Origin of the sequence: Streptomyces sp. NPDC058401 (assembly GCF_042722885.1) — a bacterium.
In the GTDB taxonomy this organism is placed as follows: domain Bacteria; phylum Actinomycetota; class Actinomycetes; order Streptomycetales; family Streptomycetaceae; genus Streptomyces.
This window is the reverse complement of record NZ_JBHXKA010000045.1, coordinates 29453-45494: the sequence shown is the minus strand read 5'-3', so window position 1 is coordinate 45494 and position 16042 is coordinate 29453. Positions and strand designations below refer to the sequence as shown.

Below are 16042 nucleotides of genomic sequence, written 5' to 3'. Positions count from 1 at the left end.
CTCCAGCTTCCCCAGGATGTGCGAGACGTGGGTCTGCACGGTCCGGCGGGACAGGAACAGCGCCGAGGCGATCTCCGGATTCGTACGGCCCCGCGCGACCAGCAGCGCCACCTTCAGCTCCGCCGGAGTCAGCGCCTCCCACCCCCGCGCCGGCCGCCGCCGGGACGCCCGGCTGCCCCGCCGCACCCCCAGGCTCCGCAGCCGTGCGTCGGCCCGGGCGATGTCCCACCGGGCGCCGAGCAGCTCGTACGAGGCCACCGCGCCGGTCAGCGCCGACCGCGCGCCCGGCAGGTCCCCGTGCCAGGCCCGGGCCACCGCCAGATCCTCCAGCGTCTGGCCCGCCACCAGCCCGCCCCGCGCCAGCGCCGCCGTCTCCGCCAGCAGCTCCGGGTCCTGCGCGAACAGCCCCCGGCAGCGCAGCAGCGCCAGCGCCGGACCCGGCTGCTCCGGCAGGGCCGCCGCCGTGCGGGCGCAGGCCGCCACCGCCGACCGGGCCGCCTCGGTGTCCCGGCCCTCCAGCGCGAGCCGGACGGCCTCCGACAGCGCCCAGGGACGGTCGAAGGCCACCGCCTCGTCCACCCCGTCCTCCAGCGCGGGCAGCAGTGCCTCCAGTGCCTCGCGGGGGCTCCCGTCGCGCTCCGCCAGCAGGGCGCGGGCCAGCAGCACGTGCGCGAGGTGCCGGCGGGCCGCGGGCGGCTCGTACGCCTCCGGGCCCAGTACGGCCAACTGTGCCCGAGCCGCCTCCTGTTCGCCCCGGTGGCCCAGGATCAGGGCGCGCAGCCCGCCGGTCAGCACCGGCAGCCAGCCGTCCGAGACGGGCATGCCCTGCGCCCGGGCCAGACCGGCCAGCGCGGAGTCCCAGTCGCCGAGCCGGTAGCGGAGATCGGCCAGCAGTGCCTCCGTGACCACGAGCCGGCCCGTGGAACCGGTCCGGGCCGCCAGCTGCCGGGCCTCGCGCAGCGCCGCCGCGGCGGCGTGCGGCTCGTCGAACCGCAGATGGCCCTCGGCCTGGTTGGCGAGCAGCAGCAGCCGCATGTCGTTGGCGGCCGGGCTGCGGCGGGCGTGCGCGATCCCGGCCGCCACGTGGCGCAGCGACTCCCGGCCCCGGTTCAGGTGGAACAGCGCGAAGGACATGGCGTGTTCGGCCTCCGCGCCGCACAGCGGATCGCCGAGCAGCCGCGCCCGCGCGACCAGCGGCCCGGCCAGCGCGTACGCCTCCTCCGGCCGGTGCAGATCGGCCAGCGCCAGGACCCGGCACGCCTCCAGCCGCAACCGCAGCCCCGCGCCCGGGACTTCTTCGGCCAGCGCCTCCTCCGTGACCTCCAGGGAGCGGGCCATGTCCCCCTGGATCATCAGCGCCGACACCAGCTTGAAGGAGAGCCCGGCCCGCCGCCCGGGATCCTGCGCCCGCTCCCGCAGCGTGCGGAGCAGCTCCACCGACTCGGGCCGCCGCAGCATCAGCGCCGCGTCGGCGAGCCCGTCCTCCAGGGCCTCCCGGTAGGGACTCCCGGTCCGGCCGGGCGGCTGCTCCGCGACCTGTTCCACGGCCTGGCCCAGCAGCGCGGCCGCCGCCTCGGGCGCCACCGCGACCAGGGCCTGCGCCGACTCCGCGGCCCACCGCACCGCCCACGGATCCAGCACCCCGCCGGCCAGCAACTGCCCCGCGGTGCGGGCGGGATCGAGCCCGGCCTCGGCGAAGGCCCGCGCGGCGTCCTGGTGCAGCACGCCGCGGGCGGCCCGCGGCAGCTCCGCGTACAGGGCCAGCCGCACGGCCGGCTGCCGGAACCGCAGGGCCTCGCCGTCGGTCTGGCCGCCGGTCTGGCCGCCGGGTGCGGGCGGGCCGGGTGCGGGCGGGCTCGGCGGGAGCCCGGTGGGCAGGGGGCCGGGGTGTAGGGGACCGGGGTGGAGGGGGCCGGGGTGCAGTGGGCCGGCCTCCAGTACCCCGGTGAGGAGGGGGGTCTCCAGGTCCGCGAGCAGGTCCCGGACGGGGAGCGTGCGTACGAGGGCCAGCTCGCGCGCCGTGAAGGCCGGTCCGAGCAGCGCCGCGTGCCGGAGCGTGGCCAGGGCCCCCGCGGGAAGCCCGCCCAGCTCCCGGGTCACCGCCTCCGGAGGATCCGGTAACTCCCCGACGGGGAGGGTAAGTTCCGCGGAGCCCGGCCGGACCTCGATGATCCCGGACCAGTGGGCGAGCAGCTCCCGCAGCAGCCGGGGATTGCCGCCCGCGTGCCCGGCGGCCTCCCGCAGCCGGGGGCCGGGCTCCGCGCCCAGCACCTCGCGCACCAGCGCGGCCGACTCCGCCCCCGTCAGCGGCTCCAGCCGGAGCGTCCGCCCGCCCGGCCCGCCGCCCAGGGAGGCGCACAGCTCCTCCACCTCCGCCCGCCGGGGCAGCCGCCGCCGGGCCGCCACGAGCAGCAGCGGCAGCCGCTGCGCAGCGCGCGCGAGGTGGCGCCACAGCAGCAGGGAGGCCGGATCCGCCCACTGGAGGTCGTCCAGGGCCAGGAGCAGCGGCCGCCGCGCACACCACTCCTCCACATCGGCCGCCAGCAGGTCCACGGCCGCCAGCAGCGCCCCGCCCGGCTCGGCCGACCGGGCCGCCTCCCGGAGCAGGGCCAGCGCCCGGGCCCGCCCGGGGCCGGAAGGATGCAGGCAGTCCAGGGCGGCGCGCAGCGGAAGTCCGGTGCCCAGCGCCTCGGCGGCCCCGTACCGGACCCGGCAGCCGAGCGCGGCCGCCTCGGTCAGCGCCTCGCGCAGGAAGAAGGTGCGGCCCGCGCCGGGCTCCCCCTCCACGAGCAGGCAGGCTCCGCCGCCCTCCGCACCCGCCCGCACCCATGTCCGCAACGCGTCACGGCAGTCCTCGCGGTGCTGTTCTCGCCCGACCCGCACGTCGGCGATCCCTCCGGTCGTTCGCGCCCCCTCCAGGATGGCAGCTCACGGCCCGCTCAGCGCCGGGGAATTCGGCCAGGTGGGGCCGAACTGTGCACCCCCGCACGGTATTTGGGAATCCGCACCGTTATCTTCATGCCCGCGCCCACACCCGTTTCGATCACGAGCCCGTGACCGTCCCCGTAGACCTGGCGCAGCCGCTCGTCCACATTGGGCAGCCCGATGCCGGAGGAGGAGCCCGGCTGCTCCCCGGCCAGGATCCGGCGCAGCAGGGAAGGATCCATCCCGACGCCGTTGTCCTCGATGGTGATCAGCGCCTCCGCGCCCGCGTCCCGGGCCGCGATGGTGATCCGGCACTCCTCGGTGGAGTCCTCCAGCCCGTGCTTGACCGCGTTCTCCACCAGCGGCTGCAGGCACAGGAAGGGCAGCGCCACCGGCAGCACCTCCGGCGCCACCTGCAAGGTCAGCTTGAGCCGCTCCCCGAACCGGGCCCCGGCCAGGGCCAGGTACTGCTCGATGGACCGCAGCTCCTCGGCCAGCGTGGTGAACTCCCCGTGCCGCCGGAAGGAGTAGCGGGTGAAGTCCGCGAACTCCAGCAGCAGGTCCCGGGCCCGCTCCGGATCGGTGCGCACGAACGAGGCGATCGCCGCCAGGGAGTTGAAGATGAAGTGCGGGGAGATCTGCGCGCGCAGCGCCTTGATCTCGGCCTCCATCAGCCGGGTCCGCGAACGGTCCAGCTCGGACAGCTCCAGCTGCACGGACACCCACCGCGCGACCTCGGTCGCGGCCCGCACCAGCACCGCCGACTCCCGTGACCCGTACGCCACCAGCGCGCCCAGCATCCCGTCCTCGCCGGTCAGCGGGGCGACCACGGCCCACTTGAGGGGGCAGTCGGGCCGCTCGCACTCGGTGCGCACGCTCTGGCTGCGCCCCGATTCGAGCATCACCGCGACCCGGGCCATCGCACGGCGCTCGTGGTGGTCGGCGCCGGGGCCGTCCCAGGCGAGGACGTGTGCGCGGTCCGTCAGGCACAGGGCCTCGGTGCCGAGGAGGGAGCGCAGGCGTTTGGCGGCCTTGCGGGCGGCGTCCTCGGTGAGGCCGGCGCGCAGCGGGGGAGCGGCGAGGGAGGCGGTGTGCAGGGTGTGGAAGGTGGCCCGCTCCACGGGGGTGCCGAGGTCGAGGCCGAGGGCGCGCTCGCCCCGCCGGGCCTGCAGGCGGCCACCGATCCAGCCGAGCCCGAGCAGCAGCGCCCCGCCGGCCGCGCCGAGCACCGAGAGCAGTGCTCCGGTCATGGTGTGCCGCCCTTCGTCGAGAGCAGTGCTCCGGTCGGAGTGCGCCGGGCTCGGCTGTGAGCGGTGCTCCGGGGTGACGCTCCGCCGGCTGCCGTGAGCTGTGCTGCCGTGAGCTGCGCTCCGTCCCTGGAGCAGCGCGCCGAGATCAGAGCGGCGCTCTCGTTCCGGTGTGCCGCTCCGGTCACAGAGCATCGCCCTTTCCGGAGCCGGAGCCGGAGCCCGAGCCCGCGCCCGCGCCCGAGCCGGAGGGCGCGGCGGAGCCGGTCCAGCCCGCTCCCGTGCCCGCTCCTGTGCCCGCAGGCGTGCTCCCGGCCGCGCCGGCCGCGGGGGCCAAGTCCGCCACGTCCTCCGGCAGGTGCAGCCGCGCCAGCGTCGCCGCCGTGCCCGGCGGGATCCGCCCGCGCGTTCCCAGCGACACCAGCACCATCGTCAGGAAACCCAGCGGCACCGACCACACCGCCGGCCAGGCCAGCAGCGTGTTCGCCCACCCCGCCGGAGCCAGCCCGGCCCGCGTCGCCAGCACCGCGCTCAGCGCCGCCCCGCCCCCCGTCACCAGCCCGGCCACCGCCCCCGGCGGCGTCAGCCCGCGCCACCAGATACCGAGCACCAGCAGCGGGCAGAACGACGACGCCGACACCGCGAAGGCCAGCCCCACCGCGTCCGCCACCGGCACCTCCGTCACCGCCACGCTCCCGGCCAGCGGCACCAGGATCGCCACCAGCACCGCGACCCGGAAGCTCCGTACCCCGCGCGAAGGCAGCACGTCCTGGTGCAGCACCCCGGCCACCGCCATCGTCAGTCCCGAAGCCGTGGACAGGAACGCCGCGAACGCGCCCCCCGCCAGCAGCGCCCCCAGCAGCTCCCCGGCGAGCCCGCCCACCACCCGGGCCGGCAGCACTAGGACCGCCGCGTCCGCCTCCCCGGTCAGGGCCAGCTCCGGGGCGTAGATGCGGCCCAGGGCCCCGTAGACCGGCGGCAGCAGGTAGAACGCGCCGACCAGGCCGAGCACCACCAGCGTGGTGCGCCGCGCCGCCCGGCCGTTCGGGCTCGTGTAGAAGCGCACCGCCACGTGCGGCAGCCCCATGGTCCCGAGGAAGGTGGCCAGGATCAGCCCGTACGTGGCGTACAGCCGCAGCTCGGGCCGGTCCCCGGACAGCGGCTCCGACCAGCTCGACACGCCGGGTGCGGCCTCTGCCCGGCTCTGCGGCACCGCGGAGTCCGGGGCGAACTCCAGCCGCGCGTGAGCTCGTACGGAATGCTGCCCGGCGCCGAGGGTCACGGGCTGACCCGCGTACGCCCGCCCGTCCACCTGCCCGGTCACCGTCACCGTCAGCGGCGCGTCCAGGGACAGCCGTACGTCCTCGGCCAGCGTGACGGCGGTGTGCTCGCGGAACACCGCCGGGGCGTCGAAGGAGGCACGCGGGGCGCCGTCCCCCGCCCAGGCGGCCAGCAGGAAGAACGCGGGCACCAGCAGGGCGGTGAGCTTCAGCCAGTACTGGAAGGCCTGCACGAAGGTGATGGACCGCATCCCGCCGGCCGCCACCGCCGCCGTCACCACGCAGGCGACGACCACCCCGCCCACCCAGTGCGGGGCCCCGGTCAGGATCTCCAGGGTCAGGCCCGCGCCCTGGAGCTGCGGCAGCAGGTACAGCCAGCCGACGCCGAGCACGAACAGCACCGCGATCCGGCGCACCGCCTGCGATTCGAGCCGGGCCTCGGCGAAGTCGGGCAGGGTGTACGCGCCCGAGCGGCGCAGCGGGGCCGCGACCAGCACCAGCAGCACCAGGTACCCGGCGGTGTAGCCCACCGGGTACCAGAGCATCTGGGGCCCCTGGAGCAGCACCAGCCCGGCCACGCCGAGGAAGGAGGCCGCCGAGAGGTACTCGCCGCCGATGGCCGCCGCGTTGAGGCGCGGGCCGACCGTGCGCGAGGCCACGTAGAAGTCCGAGGTGGTCCGCGAGATCCGCAGGCCCAGCGCGCCGACCAGCACCGTGACCAGGACGACGACGGTGACCGCGGTCAGCGCGTACGTCTGGTTCACCGGCGGGTCCTTCGGCTGGCGCGCCGCGGCGGGGCGGGGCTGTCGGATCCCGGCCGTCTGCCGGGGCTCCGGGAGTCTACGCACGCCCCCGGACCAGGCGACAGGCCCTCTCGCAGGTCAGGCCGGATATGACTCAGCGGGCGGGATCGCGGTGCTCCGCGCAGTCCCGCAGGGCGATCTCCAGCTCCACGTACGATTCCTCGGCGCGCCGGAAGGCCAGCGTGAGGGCCGCCTCGGCCCGCGGCGGCAGGTGCCCGTACGCGCCCTCGTGGGCCTCGTACAGTACGTCGGCCCAGCGTGCGGCCGCGCTCCGCAGGCGGGCCAGCAGTACCTCGGCCTCCGCGGGGCCGGCCGGGCGGGTGCGGGGCAATCCGGTCAATGCGTCGAGCAGCGCCTGGATTTCGGACATCTGACACCTCCCAGGGCCGAAGATCCACGATACCCGCGGGGGGTCCGCGCGGGTGGCCGGTCCGGCCGGTGCTGCGGCCGACGGCCCGGGCGGATCGCCGTACGTCCCTGCCCGCACGGTGAACGGTCCGCCGCCGCGCCGGACGGTCGGCGCGGGCCTCCGCCGGGGCGGGCCCTGCGGGGCTGTCCCCTACCCACCCTTCGCCCGTTCCCTGGGGCTGCGCCCCCGGATCCCCTGGGGCTGCGCCCCCGGACGGGGTCGGTTCAGCTCATCGCCTGGCGCATCAGCAGGTCCCGCAGTTCCCGCGTGTGCCTGCGGCTCACCTGGAGTTCGGCCGTGCCGACGCGGACCGTGGTGGTGCCCGCGTCCAGGCGCAGTTCGTCGATGCGGGCCAGCGCGACCAGGTGGCGGCGGTGGATGCGGACAAAACCGCGTGCCGCCCACCGTTCCTCCAGGGTGGCCAGCGGGATCCGCACCAGATGGCTGGTGCCCTCGTCCGTGTGCAGCCGGGCGTAGTCGCCCTGGGCCTCCACGTACGTGATGTCGGCGATCGCCACGAAGCGGGTGACGCCGCCCAGTTCGACGGCGATCTGGTCGGGCGCCCGATCGGGCGCGCGGTCGGGGACCGCCGCCACGGGGACTCCGGGGCCCTCGGGGACGGCCGCGCGGGCCGCCGGTACGCCGGGCACGGGCTCGGGGGTGGCCGCCGGGGGCTGCTCCCCGGACCGGCCGGACTGCGCCCAGGCCCGCCGCACGGCCTCGGCCAACCGCTCCGGCCGGACGGGCTTGAGCACGTAGTCCACGGCCTTGAGGTCGAAGGCCTGTACGGCGAACCCCTCGTGCGCGGTGACGAACACGATCAGCGGCGGCCGCGCGAACCCGGCCAGCAGCCGGGCGATGTCCAGTCCGGTGAGCCCCGCCATGTGGATGTCGAGGAAGACCACGTCGATGACGTCGGCCCCGTCCGGGCCGCTCTCCAGCGCCCGGGTGATCCGGCGCAGCGCCTCGGTGGCGTCCGAGGCGCCCTCGGCGCTCAGCACCCGGGGGTCCGAGCGCAGCAGGTAGAGGAGCTCTTCCAGCAGGGGCTTCTCGTCGTCGACGGCCAGTACGCGCAGCATGATGCGGAGTCTAGGTTCCGCCCGGCCGGGGCGGAACGGTGCGCGGCCCCCGCCCCGGGGGGAGGGGAGGCGGGGGCCGCGCGGTCAGGTGGTCTGCGAACCGGTCTCAGCGATCCGGTCTCGGCGATCCGGTCTCGGCGATCCGGTCTACTGGGCGGTGATGAGCTTGCCGTCGGGGGCCACCGCGTACCAGGTGCCGCCGACGCCCTGCCCGTTGGTGTCGCCGGCCTTCTTGTCACCGGTGAAGGTGTAGACGGGCCAGCAGTTCACCGTCTGCTGCTTCTTGCCGTCGGGGCGGTCGAGCACCAGGTAGTTCTTCTCGATGATCCCCTTGGTATTGGCCCGGTCCACCGGCGGCACGACCGGCCACTTGGCCACGCAGTCGCCCTCGCACTTGGAGACCATGGGCCACGCGGTGTCGGGCTTGAAGCGGTAGACCGTCATCCCGTTGCCGTCGACGATGTGCTCGCCGAGCTTCGGGTCCTTGGCCACGGTGAGCGCGCCGGAGGCCTGGCCGGCGCCCGCGCCCGCGGGTGCGGGAGCCGCCTTGGCCGCCTTCTTGCCGTCGGGCGCCGCCGCGAACCAGGTCCCGCCGACGCCCTGCCCGTTGGTGTCGCCCGCCTTGGTGTCCTTGCTGTACCGGTACACGGGCCAGCCCGCCACCGTCAGCTGCTTGCTGCCGTCGGTACGGACCACCTCGCCCAGCAGCGCCGGGTCCATGCCCGCCGCGGCGGTGGCGTCGCCGGCCGCGACCACCGGCCAGACCTTCGCGCAGTCCCCGTCGCAGGAGGATTTGGACGGCTTCGCGGTGTCCTTGTCGAAGCGGTACAGGGTGAAGCCCGCGCTGTCGGCGAGGACGGAGCCGAGCTTCTCGTCCTGGGCGATGGCCAGCTGACCGCCGGGCTGCGCGGCGCCTGCCGCGTCGGCGCCGGATCCCGAGCCGTAGCCGTCGCCGTAGCCGTCTCCCGAGGAGGGGTCCTGGGAGGGAGCGGCGACGGCTCCGGCCGGCTTGGCCACGTCGCCCGCCGAGTCGCTCCCGCCGCACGCGGTCGCGGTGAGTGCGACGACGACCGCCACGGCCGCCAGGGTGGTTCCGCGCTTGATGCCCATCTTGATCTCTCCCACGTGTGTGTCCCTGCCTGCGCCGCCGCGTCCGCCCGGTCGAGCGGAGCGGAGCGGCGGCAACTGTGTGCAGGACACGCCCTGTCGGAGCCGATCTGTTCAATTCCCCCGATGTGGGCTGTTTCACTCACCCCAGGTCGAACCCGGCCCGTCTCATGGCCGTGGCCACAGCGAGGCCGAGCGTGCGGTGTCCGGCGTCGTTGGGGTGCAGCCCGTCCGCCAGGTGCTCGGGGCCCAGCACCTCCCGCCCCGGCAGCAGTACCAGCCGCTCGTCCCCGGCGGCGATCCGCTCCCGGGTGGCGCGCTCCATCGCATCGCGCAGGGCGCCCAGGGTGGCGCCCAGCTTGTTCGGGGTGCGCTCCGCGTCGGGGCGCAGCAGGGGGGAGAGGAGGAGCAGCGGGGTCCGGGGGTGGCCCTGGCGGACCAGTTCGAGGAACGCGCGGGTGGTCTCGTACAGCAGTGGGGCCGAAAAGGGCACGCGGGACCAGCAGTTGGTGCCGAAGGCGAGGGTGAGGACGTCGGCGGGGAGTCCGGCGATCTGCTCGGCGCAGGCCAGCTCGCCGCGCGCGGCGCCCGCGTAGCCGAGGTTGACGGTGTCCCAGCCGAGCGCCCGCCCGGCCACCGAGGGCCAGCCGTGCGCGGGCCGGGTGGACCACCAGCCCTCGGTGATGGAGTCGCCGTGCACCACCCAGCGGGTGGCGGGCGGTGCGGGGGCGAGCGGGCCGCCGATCCCGCGCAGGCCGAGGATCAGCGGGGACTGCGTCTCGGGCGGGTGGATGGTGAACGGGCCGGAGCCGCCCGGCAGTTCGAGGCGTACGACGGCCTCGGCGGCGGGCTCGGTGTACAGCTCGCAGACCACCCCGTGCCGGTCCCACAGGGCGAACCCGTGCGCGAGGTCGCGCAGCGCGTCGGTGGGGCCGGGCACGGTGGCCCGGTAGTGGATCTCCACCGCCCGGGCGCCGGGCGCGGTGAACTCCAGGCGCACCCCGATGGGCAGGGTGGCCCGCTCGCCGGTGTCCCACGGCAGCCGCATGGTGTCGGCCGGGTCGGCCCGCACGGGGCGGCCCCCGTCCAGCCAGGCCACACCGCGCAGGAAGGGCCCCGGGTCCAGCCACGGCCCGGCCTCGGCGTCGGCGTGCGCGGACGCGGACGCCCGCGCGGCCATGCCCGCCTCTGGGTCCGGGCCCGTGCCCAGGCCTGTGTCCGGCCCTGCGGCCGGTCCGGCTTCCCGTGTGCTCATCGTGCATCTCCGACCGTCGGGTACGGGAACTTCACGCCGACGCCGCCGTCCACGACCAGCGTCTGGCCCGTCATGTACGAGGACTGCGGCGAAGCCAGGAAGTACAGCGCGGCCGCGATGTCCCGGGTCTCCGCGACCCGGCCCAGCGGGGCGTTCTCCGCGTTCAGCCTGCGCCCCTCCGGGCCCAGCAGGGCGGCTACCCGTGGGGTCCACACCACACCCGGTGCCACCGCGTTGACCCGTACCCCGCGCGGGCCCAGCTCTACCGCCGCCGAGCGCACCAAGGACATCAGGCCGGCCTTCGCGGCCCCGTACGCGGCGTGCAGCGGGGCCGCGGTGAGCCCGGAGACGGAGGCGACGAAGACCAGCGGGCCGCCGCCGGCCGCCGCGACGGCCTCGCCCCCGTACTGGACGGCCAGCCAGGCGTGCCGCAGCACCAGGTCGAAGTGCCAGTCCCAGCCGGCGTCGTCCAGCTCGGGCAGCGCGGCGTACCGGGCCATGCCCACGATGTCGACGACCCCGCCGACCGGCCGGCCGCCGAGCAGCTCCGGGGCCGCGGCGAAGAGCTCCCGTACGGCGCCCCGCCGTGTGACGTCGGCGGCGTACGGGACGCCGCCGGTCTCGGCGGCGACCGCCCGGGCCCGTTCCTCGTCCACGTCCACGCAGAGCACGCGGGCGCCGCCCGCGGCCAGTGCGTGCGCGGTCTGCCGGCCGATGCCGTTGCCCGCGCCGAGCAGCACGAGGGCGCGGCCGTCGAGGCGGTGCAGGGCGGCGTAGTCGGGGACGGGGGAGGTGTCGGGCGCGCTGTCGGGGACGGGGGGAGCGTCGGGCGCGCCGCCGGACCCGGGGCGGGTGTCGGGGCCGTCGCTCATGCGGAACCCTTGCGGGGTGTGTAGCGGGCCAGCTCCGGGATGACTTCCTTGCCCAGGATCTCCAGGGTCCGCAGGATCTCCCGGTGCTCCAGGTACCCCCACTGGACGTAGCAGATGAGCTGGTCGACGCCGAGGTCCGCGTACCGCTTGGCCTTGGCGACGATCGTCTCCGCGTCCCCGATGAGGATCATGTCCCCGTCGCTGAACTCCCGTACGGGCACGTTCCCTTCGAGGATCGGTGTGAGCAGCGGGAAGGTCCGCTCCCGCTCCTCGGGGCTCAGGTGGGGCAGCTCCCACTCCAGGGTGAACTGCGCCAGGTTGGAGTACCACCAGGCGACCGAGTCCCAGACCCGGGGACCGGGGTCGGTGCGCGGCGGGGTGGCGTGGACCAGGGTGTAGGCGGCGACCCGGTCCGTGGTGACGTCGGTGAGGGGGCTCGGGGCGGCGGCCGCGGCCCGGTAGGCGGCCACCTGGGCGGCCATCGCCTCCAGCGGCTGCATGATCGAGAAGGAGAGCAGTCCGAGGCCGTGCGCGCCCGCGACCTCCGCGGAACCGGGGGAGGTGGCCGCCATCCAGGCCGGCGGGTGGGGATCCTGGACCGGCTTGGGGGTGACCATGCGGCGCGGGAAGCTGAAACGCTCGGACTCGTACGCGAAGTACTCCTCGCGCCACATTCCGGTCACGATCCCGATGGCCTCGCGCCAGTCCTCGCGGGACTTCTCCCGGTCCACCCCGAAGGCCGCCTGCTCCATGGGCGTGGACCGGCCCGTGCCCCATTCCACCCGCCCGCCGGAGAGCACGTCGACGGTGGCGACCTTCTCCGCGATGCGCTGCGGCGGGGTGAAGGCGAAGGGGGTCAGGGTCACGCCGAAGCCCAGCCGGATCCGCTCGGTGAGCCCCGCCAGGTGCCCGAGGAGCACCTCGGGGGCCGGGCAGTGCGAGCGGCCCTCGCGGAAGTGGTGCTCGACCGCCCAGACGGTACGGAAGCCCATGCGGTCGGCGAGCCGGATCTGTTCCACCGCCTCCCGGTAAGCGCGCTGCTCAGCGGCCCGCTGGCCGTGCGGGTGGGCTCCCCGCCAGGGCCGCGGCACGTCGATCTCGTAGAGCACGTCCAGGTCCATGGCGGCACGCTGCGGCAGATCTGACGAAGTGTCAAGAATGTGGGTCGGGATCGGTCGCGCACTGATCGATCATCCCCGCGCAACAAAGGACCATCCAGGACAGATCCGCGCAACGATCAGTCGCCAATGTGCAAGGATGGTGCATTACGGGCGGTATCACTCAGCTCGTAGGCTCACTCGCTGTACGTGGAGTGGCGTGGACCGCCTGCTCGGCGGTCCCCCATGCCCAGGCCTCCCCGGCCTGCTCCTGCTCCGGACCGCTGCGGTCGACGCCTGACAACCCCACCCGCAGTGACAAAGGAGTCCCCTCGTGCTCGATCACGGCCAGGCGCCACCGCTCACCCCCGCGCGCCCCAAGGCGGTCCACCCCCTGCTGCGCCGCAAGCCCGTCGAGCAGCTGGTCGCCGAGGGCGGCCAGGGCGAAGGCGGCTCCCTGCGCCGCTCGCTCACCATGTGGCAGCTGACGATGATCAGCATCGGCGCGACGCTCGGCACCGGCATCTTCGTCGTCCTCGGCACCGCGGCCCCCAAGGCCGGCCCCGCCGTCACGATCTCCTTCGTCATCGCGGGCCTGACCGCCCTGTTCTCCGCCCTCTCCTACGCGGAGCTGGCCGGATCGGTGCCGGTCTCCGGCTCCTCGTACTCCTACTCCTACGCGACCATGGGCGAGCTCGTCGCCTGGGTCTGCGGCTGGTGCCTGATCCTGGAGTACGGGGTCTCCGTCGCGGCCGTCGCCGTCGGCTGGGGCGAGTACCTCAACGAGCTCCTCGACGGGACCATAGGCGTCACCATCCCCGACGCCGTCTCGGCCCCGCTGGGTGACGGCGGCTTCATCAACCTGCCGGCCCTGGTCGTCGTCCTGCTCGCCATGGTCTTCCTGATGCGCGGCGCCAAGGAGAGCGCCCGGATCAACTCGATCATGGTCGGCGTGAAGATCGTCACCCTGCTGCTCTTCATCGGCATCGGCTTCATGGGCATCAAGGCCGGCAACTACGCCCCGCTCGCACCGCTCGGCATCACCGGCATCAGCGCCGGCGCCGCCACGCTCTTCTTCTCCTACATCGGCTTCGACGCCGCCTCCACCGCCGGTGAAGAGGCGAAGAACCCCAAGCGCGACCTGCCCCGCGCGATCATGCTCTCGCTGCTCATCGTCACCGTGCTCTACGTCCTCGTCGCCTTCGTCGCCGTCGGCGCCATGCCGTGGCAGGACTTCGAGGGCACCGAGGCCGCGCTCGCCCAGATCATGACCGACGTCTCCGGCCACACCTTCTGGGGCGTCGTCCTGGCCGCCGGCGCCGTCGTGGCCATCGCCTCCGTCGTCTTCGCCGTCCTCTACGGCCAGACCCGCATCCTCTTCGCCATGTCCCGCGACGGCCTCGTACCCAAGGTCTTCGCCCGGGTCGACCCGAAGAGCGGCGCGCCCCGCGCCAACGTGGTGATCGTCTCCCTCTTCTGCGGATCGCTCGCGGCCTTCATCCCGCTCGGCAAGCTGGCGGACGCCACCAGCATCGGCACCCTCTTCGCCTTCGGCCTCGTCAACGTCGCCGTCGTGATCCTGCGCAGGACCCGCCCGGACATGCCGCGCACCTTCAAGGTGGCGCTCTTCCCCGTCACGCCGATCCTGGGCCTGCTCGCCTGCGCCTACATGATGTTCAGTCTGGACACCGCCACCTGGATCGTCTTCGGTGGCTGGATGGCCGTTGGCCTCGTGGTCTACTTCCAGTACGGCATCCGCCGCTCCCGACTGGCCACAGCCGAGCCGACCGCTACGCAGCCGGCCGCAGTAGAGAAGTGATCCACCCGTAGTGCGACTGAACGATCTCGACGAACGCATCGTGCACGCCCTGGCCAAGGACGCCCGCCGCTCCTTCGCGGACATCGGCTCCGAGGTCGGACTCTCGGCCCCCGCCGTCAAACGGCGTGTGGACCGGCTGCGCGCCGAAGGAGCCATCACCGGCTTCACCGTCCGCGTGGACCCCGCCTCCATGGGCTGGGAGACCGAGGGCTTCATCGAGATGTACTGCCGCCACAACACCTCGCCGGACGACATCCGGCGGGGCCTGGAGCGCTACCCCGAGGTGGTGTCCGCGTCGACCGTCACCGGCGACGCGGACGCCCTCGTCCAGATCTTCGCCTCCGACATGCGGCACTTCGAGCGGGTCCTGGAGCGCATCGCGGGCGAACCCTTCGTGGAGCGCACCAAGTCCGTGCTCGTCCTCTCCCCGCTGCTGCGCCGCTTCACTTCCGGCGCGCCCGCGTAGCGGGTCCGCTCGACCCGGTCCGTCCGTCCGGCGCGGTGGCCGGCGCGGAAGCCGTACCGGTCGCCGGGCCCCTGCCGGTCCGGGAGCGCATCAGCGTGCGGCGCTCCTCCTCGGTCAGGCCGCCCCACACGCCGTACGGCTCCCGGGTGCGCAGGGCGTGCTCCAGGCACGCCGCGCGCACCGGGCAGTCGGCGCAGACCCGCTTCGCGGCCGCGTCACGCTGCTCCCGGTCCTCGCCCCGCTCGTCCGCGGGATGGAAGAACTGGTTCCAGCCGAGGTCGCGGCAGGCCGCACGCGTCTGCCACTGCCAGTGGTGTCCGGCGGAGCCGGGCAGCCGGGCCACGCGGGCCGCGGGGATGCGCGGAGTCGCCTGGGGCGCGGAGGTGGTGGACGTGGTGGACGTGGTCGCCCTGGAGGGGCTGCGGGTCATGACGGTTCCCTTCACGATGCGGTCACGGGCTGTCCTCCACGCGTGTGACCGCATCGCTCCGTACCAAACCCGGGCCCGCGGGATTCCCCGCAACAGCCCGCCCTACCAGCGCAGATGACCCCGGCGGGCCCACTCCCCGGCCAGCAGCCGGTACGAGCGCACCCGGTCCTCGTGCCCGTGCGTGATCGTGGTGATCAGCAGCTCGTCCGCGCCCGTCGCCTCCCACAGCCGCTCCAGCGCGTCGGCGACGGTGGCCGGGGAACCGGCGAACTGGGTCTCCACCCGGTCCGCGACCAGCTCGTGGTCGGCCGCCGACCAGTCCCGGGTCAGCGCACGGGCCTCCCCGGGCGAGGGGAAGGGGATCGCGCCGTCGCCCGACCTGATGCTGTGCACCCAGGGCGCGTACCCGGCGGCCAGTTCCAGGGCCTCGTCGTCGTCCGGAGCCACCACCACGTCGGCGGACACGCTCAGGTGCGGCCGGTCCAGCCCACCCGGTCCCGCCGAGGGCTTGAAGGCCGCCCGGTAGGCCTCGGCCGCTTCCAGCACGCTCGCCGGGCTCACGTGGTAGTTCGCCGTGAAGCGCAGTCCGCCCGCTCCGGCCGTCTCCGCGCTCACCCCCGCGCTGCTGCCCAGGATCCACACCTGCACCTCGGCGCCCTCGCCGGGCACGGCATGCCCCTCCACCCCCTCCGGGGAGCGGTACTCCCCGCGCAACAGGGCCAGTACGTCGCCCACTTGCTCGGAGTACTCCTGCGGCGTGGCGCCCGGCAGCTGCAGCAGCCGGTGCTGGAGCGCGATGCGCGGGTGATCGCGCAGGTGGGCGAAGGAGAACGGCTTCGGTATGCGCAGCCCGTTCGCCGTGGTGTACGCCACCGGCGGCTCGGCGCCGGCGCGGCGCACCGGCGGAGCACCCGCCGAGCGGCCCAGACCGAGGTCGATCCGCCCCGGGTGCACGGCGTCCAGCAGGCCGAACTCCTCGACCGTGGACAGCGCCGTGCGGTGCCCGAGCTGGACCGCCCCCGAGCCGACCCGGATCGTGGAGGTGGCCGAGGCGGTCAGCGCCAGCACGACGGCGGGCGAGGTGCCCGCGACCCCCGGATTCAGGTGGTGCTCGGCGAACCAGTAGCGGGTGTAGCCGAACCGCTCGGCCTGCCGGGCCAGGTCGACGCTGGAGCGCAGGGCCTCGGCCGCCGTGGAGCCGGACGGGATCGGGATGAGGTCGAGGACCCCGAGCGGGATGCCGGGCATGGTGT

The 16042-nt window shown here is 74.8% G+C and carries 12 protein-coding genes and 1 pseudogene; 2 read left to right on the top strand and 11 right to left on the bottom strand.

Annotated elements, in window-relative coordinates; all coding sequences use genetic code 11:
* Window positions 1-30: 30 nt before the first annotated feature.
* The 9 genes and pseudogenes from ACFWNV_RS18660 to ACFWNV_RS18620 all read right to left on the bottom strand — a co-directional run.
* Window positions 31-2883 (bottom strand): annotated as a pseudogene (locus ACFWNV_RS18660) (ATP-binding protein); the annotation flags it as partial.
* Window positions 2884-2939: 56 nt separating this feature from the next.
* Window positions 2940-4175 (bottom strand): histidine kinase, encoded by a 1236-nt coding sequence (locus ACFWNV_RS18655; RefSeq protein ID WP_383947820.1) that lies wholly within the window; start codon window positions 4173-4175, stop codon window positions 2940-2942.
* Window positions 4176-4356: 181 nt separating this feature from the next.
* Entirely contained in the window at window positions 4357-6216 is a 1860-nt protein-coding gene (locus tag ACFWNV_RS18650; RefSeq protein ID WP_383947817.1) for a cation acetate symporter, read from the bottom strand.
* Window positions 6217-6349: 133 nt separating this feature from the next.
* A complete protein-coding gene (locus ACFWNV_RS18645; RefSeq protein ID WP_250741408.1) occupies window positions 6350-6625 on the bottom strand; it encodes a hypothetical protein in 276 nt (91 codons plus the stop codon).
* 263 nt (window positions 6626-6888) lie between these two features.
* On the bottom strand, window positions 6889-7743 hold the full coding sequence (locus tag ACFWNV_RS18640) for a LytR/AlgR family response regulator transcription factor (protein WP_383947813.1): 855 nt from the start codon (window positions 7741-7743) through the stop codon (window positions 6889-6891).
* A 147-nt stretch (window positions 7744-7890) separates the two neighbouring features.
* Window positions 7891-8853, bottom strand: a complete 963-nt coding sequence (locus ACFWNV_RS18635; RefSeq protein WP_383947863.1) for an SCO0930 family lipoprotein — start codon at window positions 8851-8853, stop codon at window positions 7891-7893.
* Between the two features lie 139 nt (window positions 8854-8992).
* Window positions 8993-10030 carry a GDSL-type esterase/lipase family protein gene (locus ACFWNV_RS18630; protein WP_383947861.1) on the bottom strand — a complete coding sequence of 346 codons (1038 nt, stop codon included), beginning with the start codon at window positions 10028-10030 and terminating at the stop codon, window positions 8993-8995.
* Between the two features lie 71 nt (window positions 10031-10101).
* Window positions 10102-10977, bottom strand: a complete 876-nt coding sequence (locus tag ACFWNV_RS18625) for an SDR family NAD(P)-dependent oxidoreductase (protein ID WP_383947810.1) — start codon at window positions 10975-10977, stop codon at window positions 10102-10104.
* Window positions 10974-12098 carry an LLM class flavin-dependent oxidoreductase gene (locus ACFWNV_RS18620; RefSeq protein WP_383947807.1) on the bottom strand — a complete coding sequence of 375 codons (1125 nt, stop codon included), beginning with the start codon at window positions 12096-12098 and terminating at the stop codon, window positions 10974-10976. Before ACFWNV_RS18620 ends, ACFWNV_RS18625 begins: the two co-directional genes overlap by 4 nt.
* 310 nt (window positions 12099-12408) lie before the next feature.
* Here ACFWNV_RS18620 and ACFWNV_RS18615 point away from each other — a divergent pair, with 310 nt between their 5' ends.
* Window positions 12409-13893, top strand: coding sequence for an amino acid transporter (locus ACFWNV_RS18615; RefSeq protein ID WP_383947805.1), 1485 nt, complete (start codon window positions 12409-12411; stop codon window positions 13891-13893).
* Between the two features lie 10 nt (window positions 13894-13903).
* Window positions 13904-14359, top strand: a complete 456-nt coding sequence (locus tag ACFWNV_RS18610) for an Lrp/AsnC family transcriptional regulator (RefSeq protein ID WP_243334460.1) — start codon at window positions 13904-13906, stop codon at window positions 14357-14359.
* Here the strand turns inward: ACFWNV_RS18610 and ACFWNV_RS18605 are convergent.
* Window positions 14337-14789: a WhiB family transcriptional regulator gene (locus ACFWNV_RS18605; protein ID WP_383947801.1), complete on the bottom strand. Its 453-nt coding sequence runs from the start codon at window positions 14787-14789 to the stop codon at window positions 14337-14339. The genes ACFWNV_RS18610 and ACFWNV_RS18605 overlap by 23 nt on opposite strands.
* 102 nt (window positions 14790-14891) lie before the next feature.
* Window positions 14892-16037 carry an LLM class flavin-dependent oxidoreductase gene (locus ACFWNV_RS18600; protein WP_383947798.1) on the bottom strand — a complete coding sequence of 382 codons (1146 nt, stop codon included), beginning with the start codon at window positions 16035-16037 and terminating at the stop codon, window positions 14892-14894.
* Window positions 16038-16042: the final 5 nt, after the last annotated feature.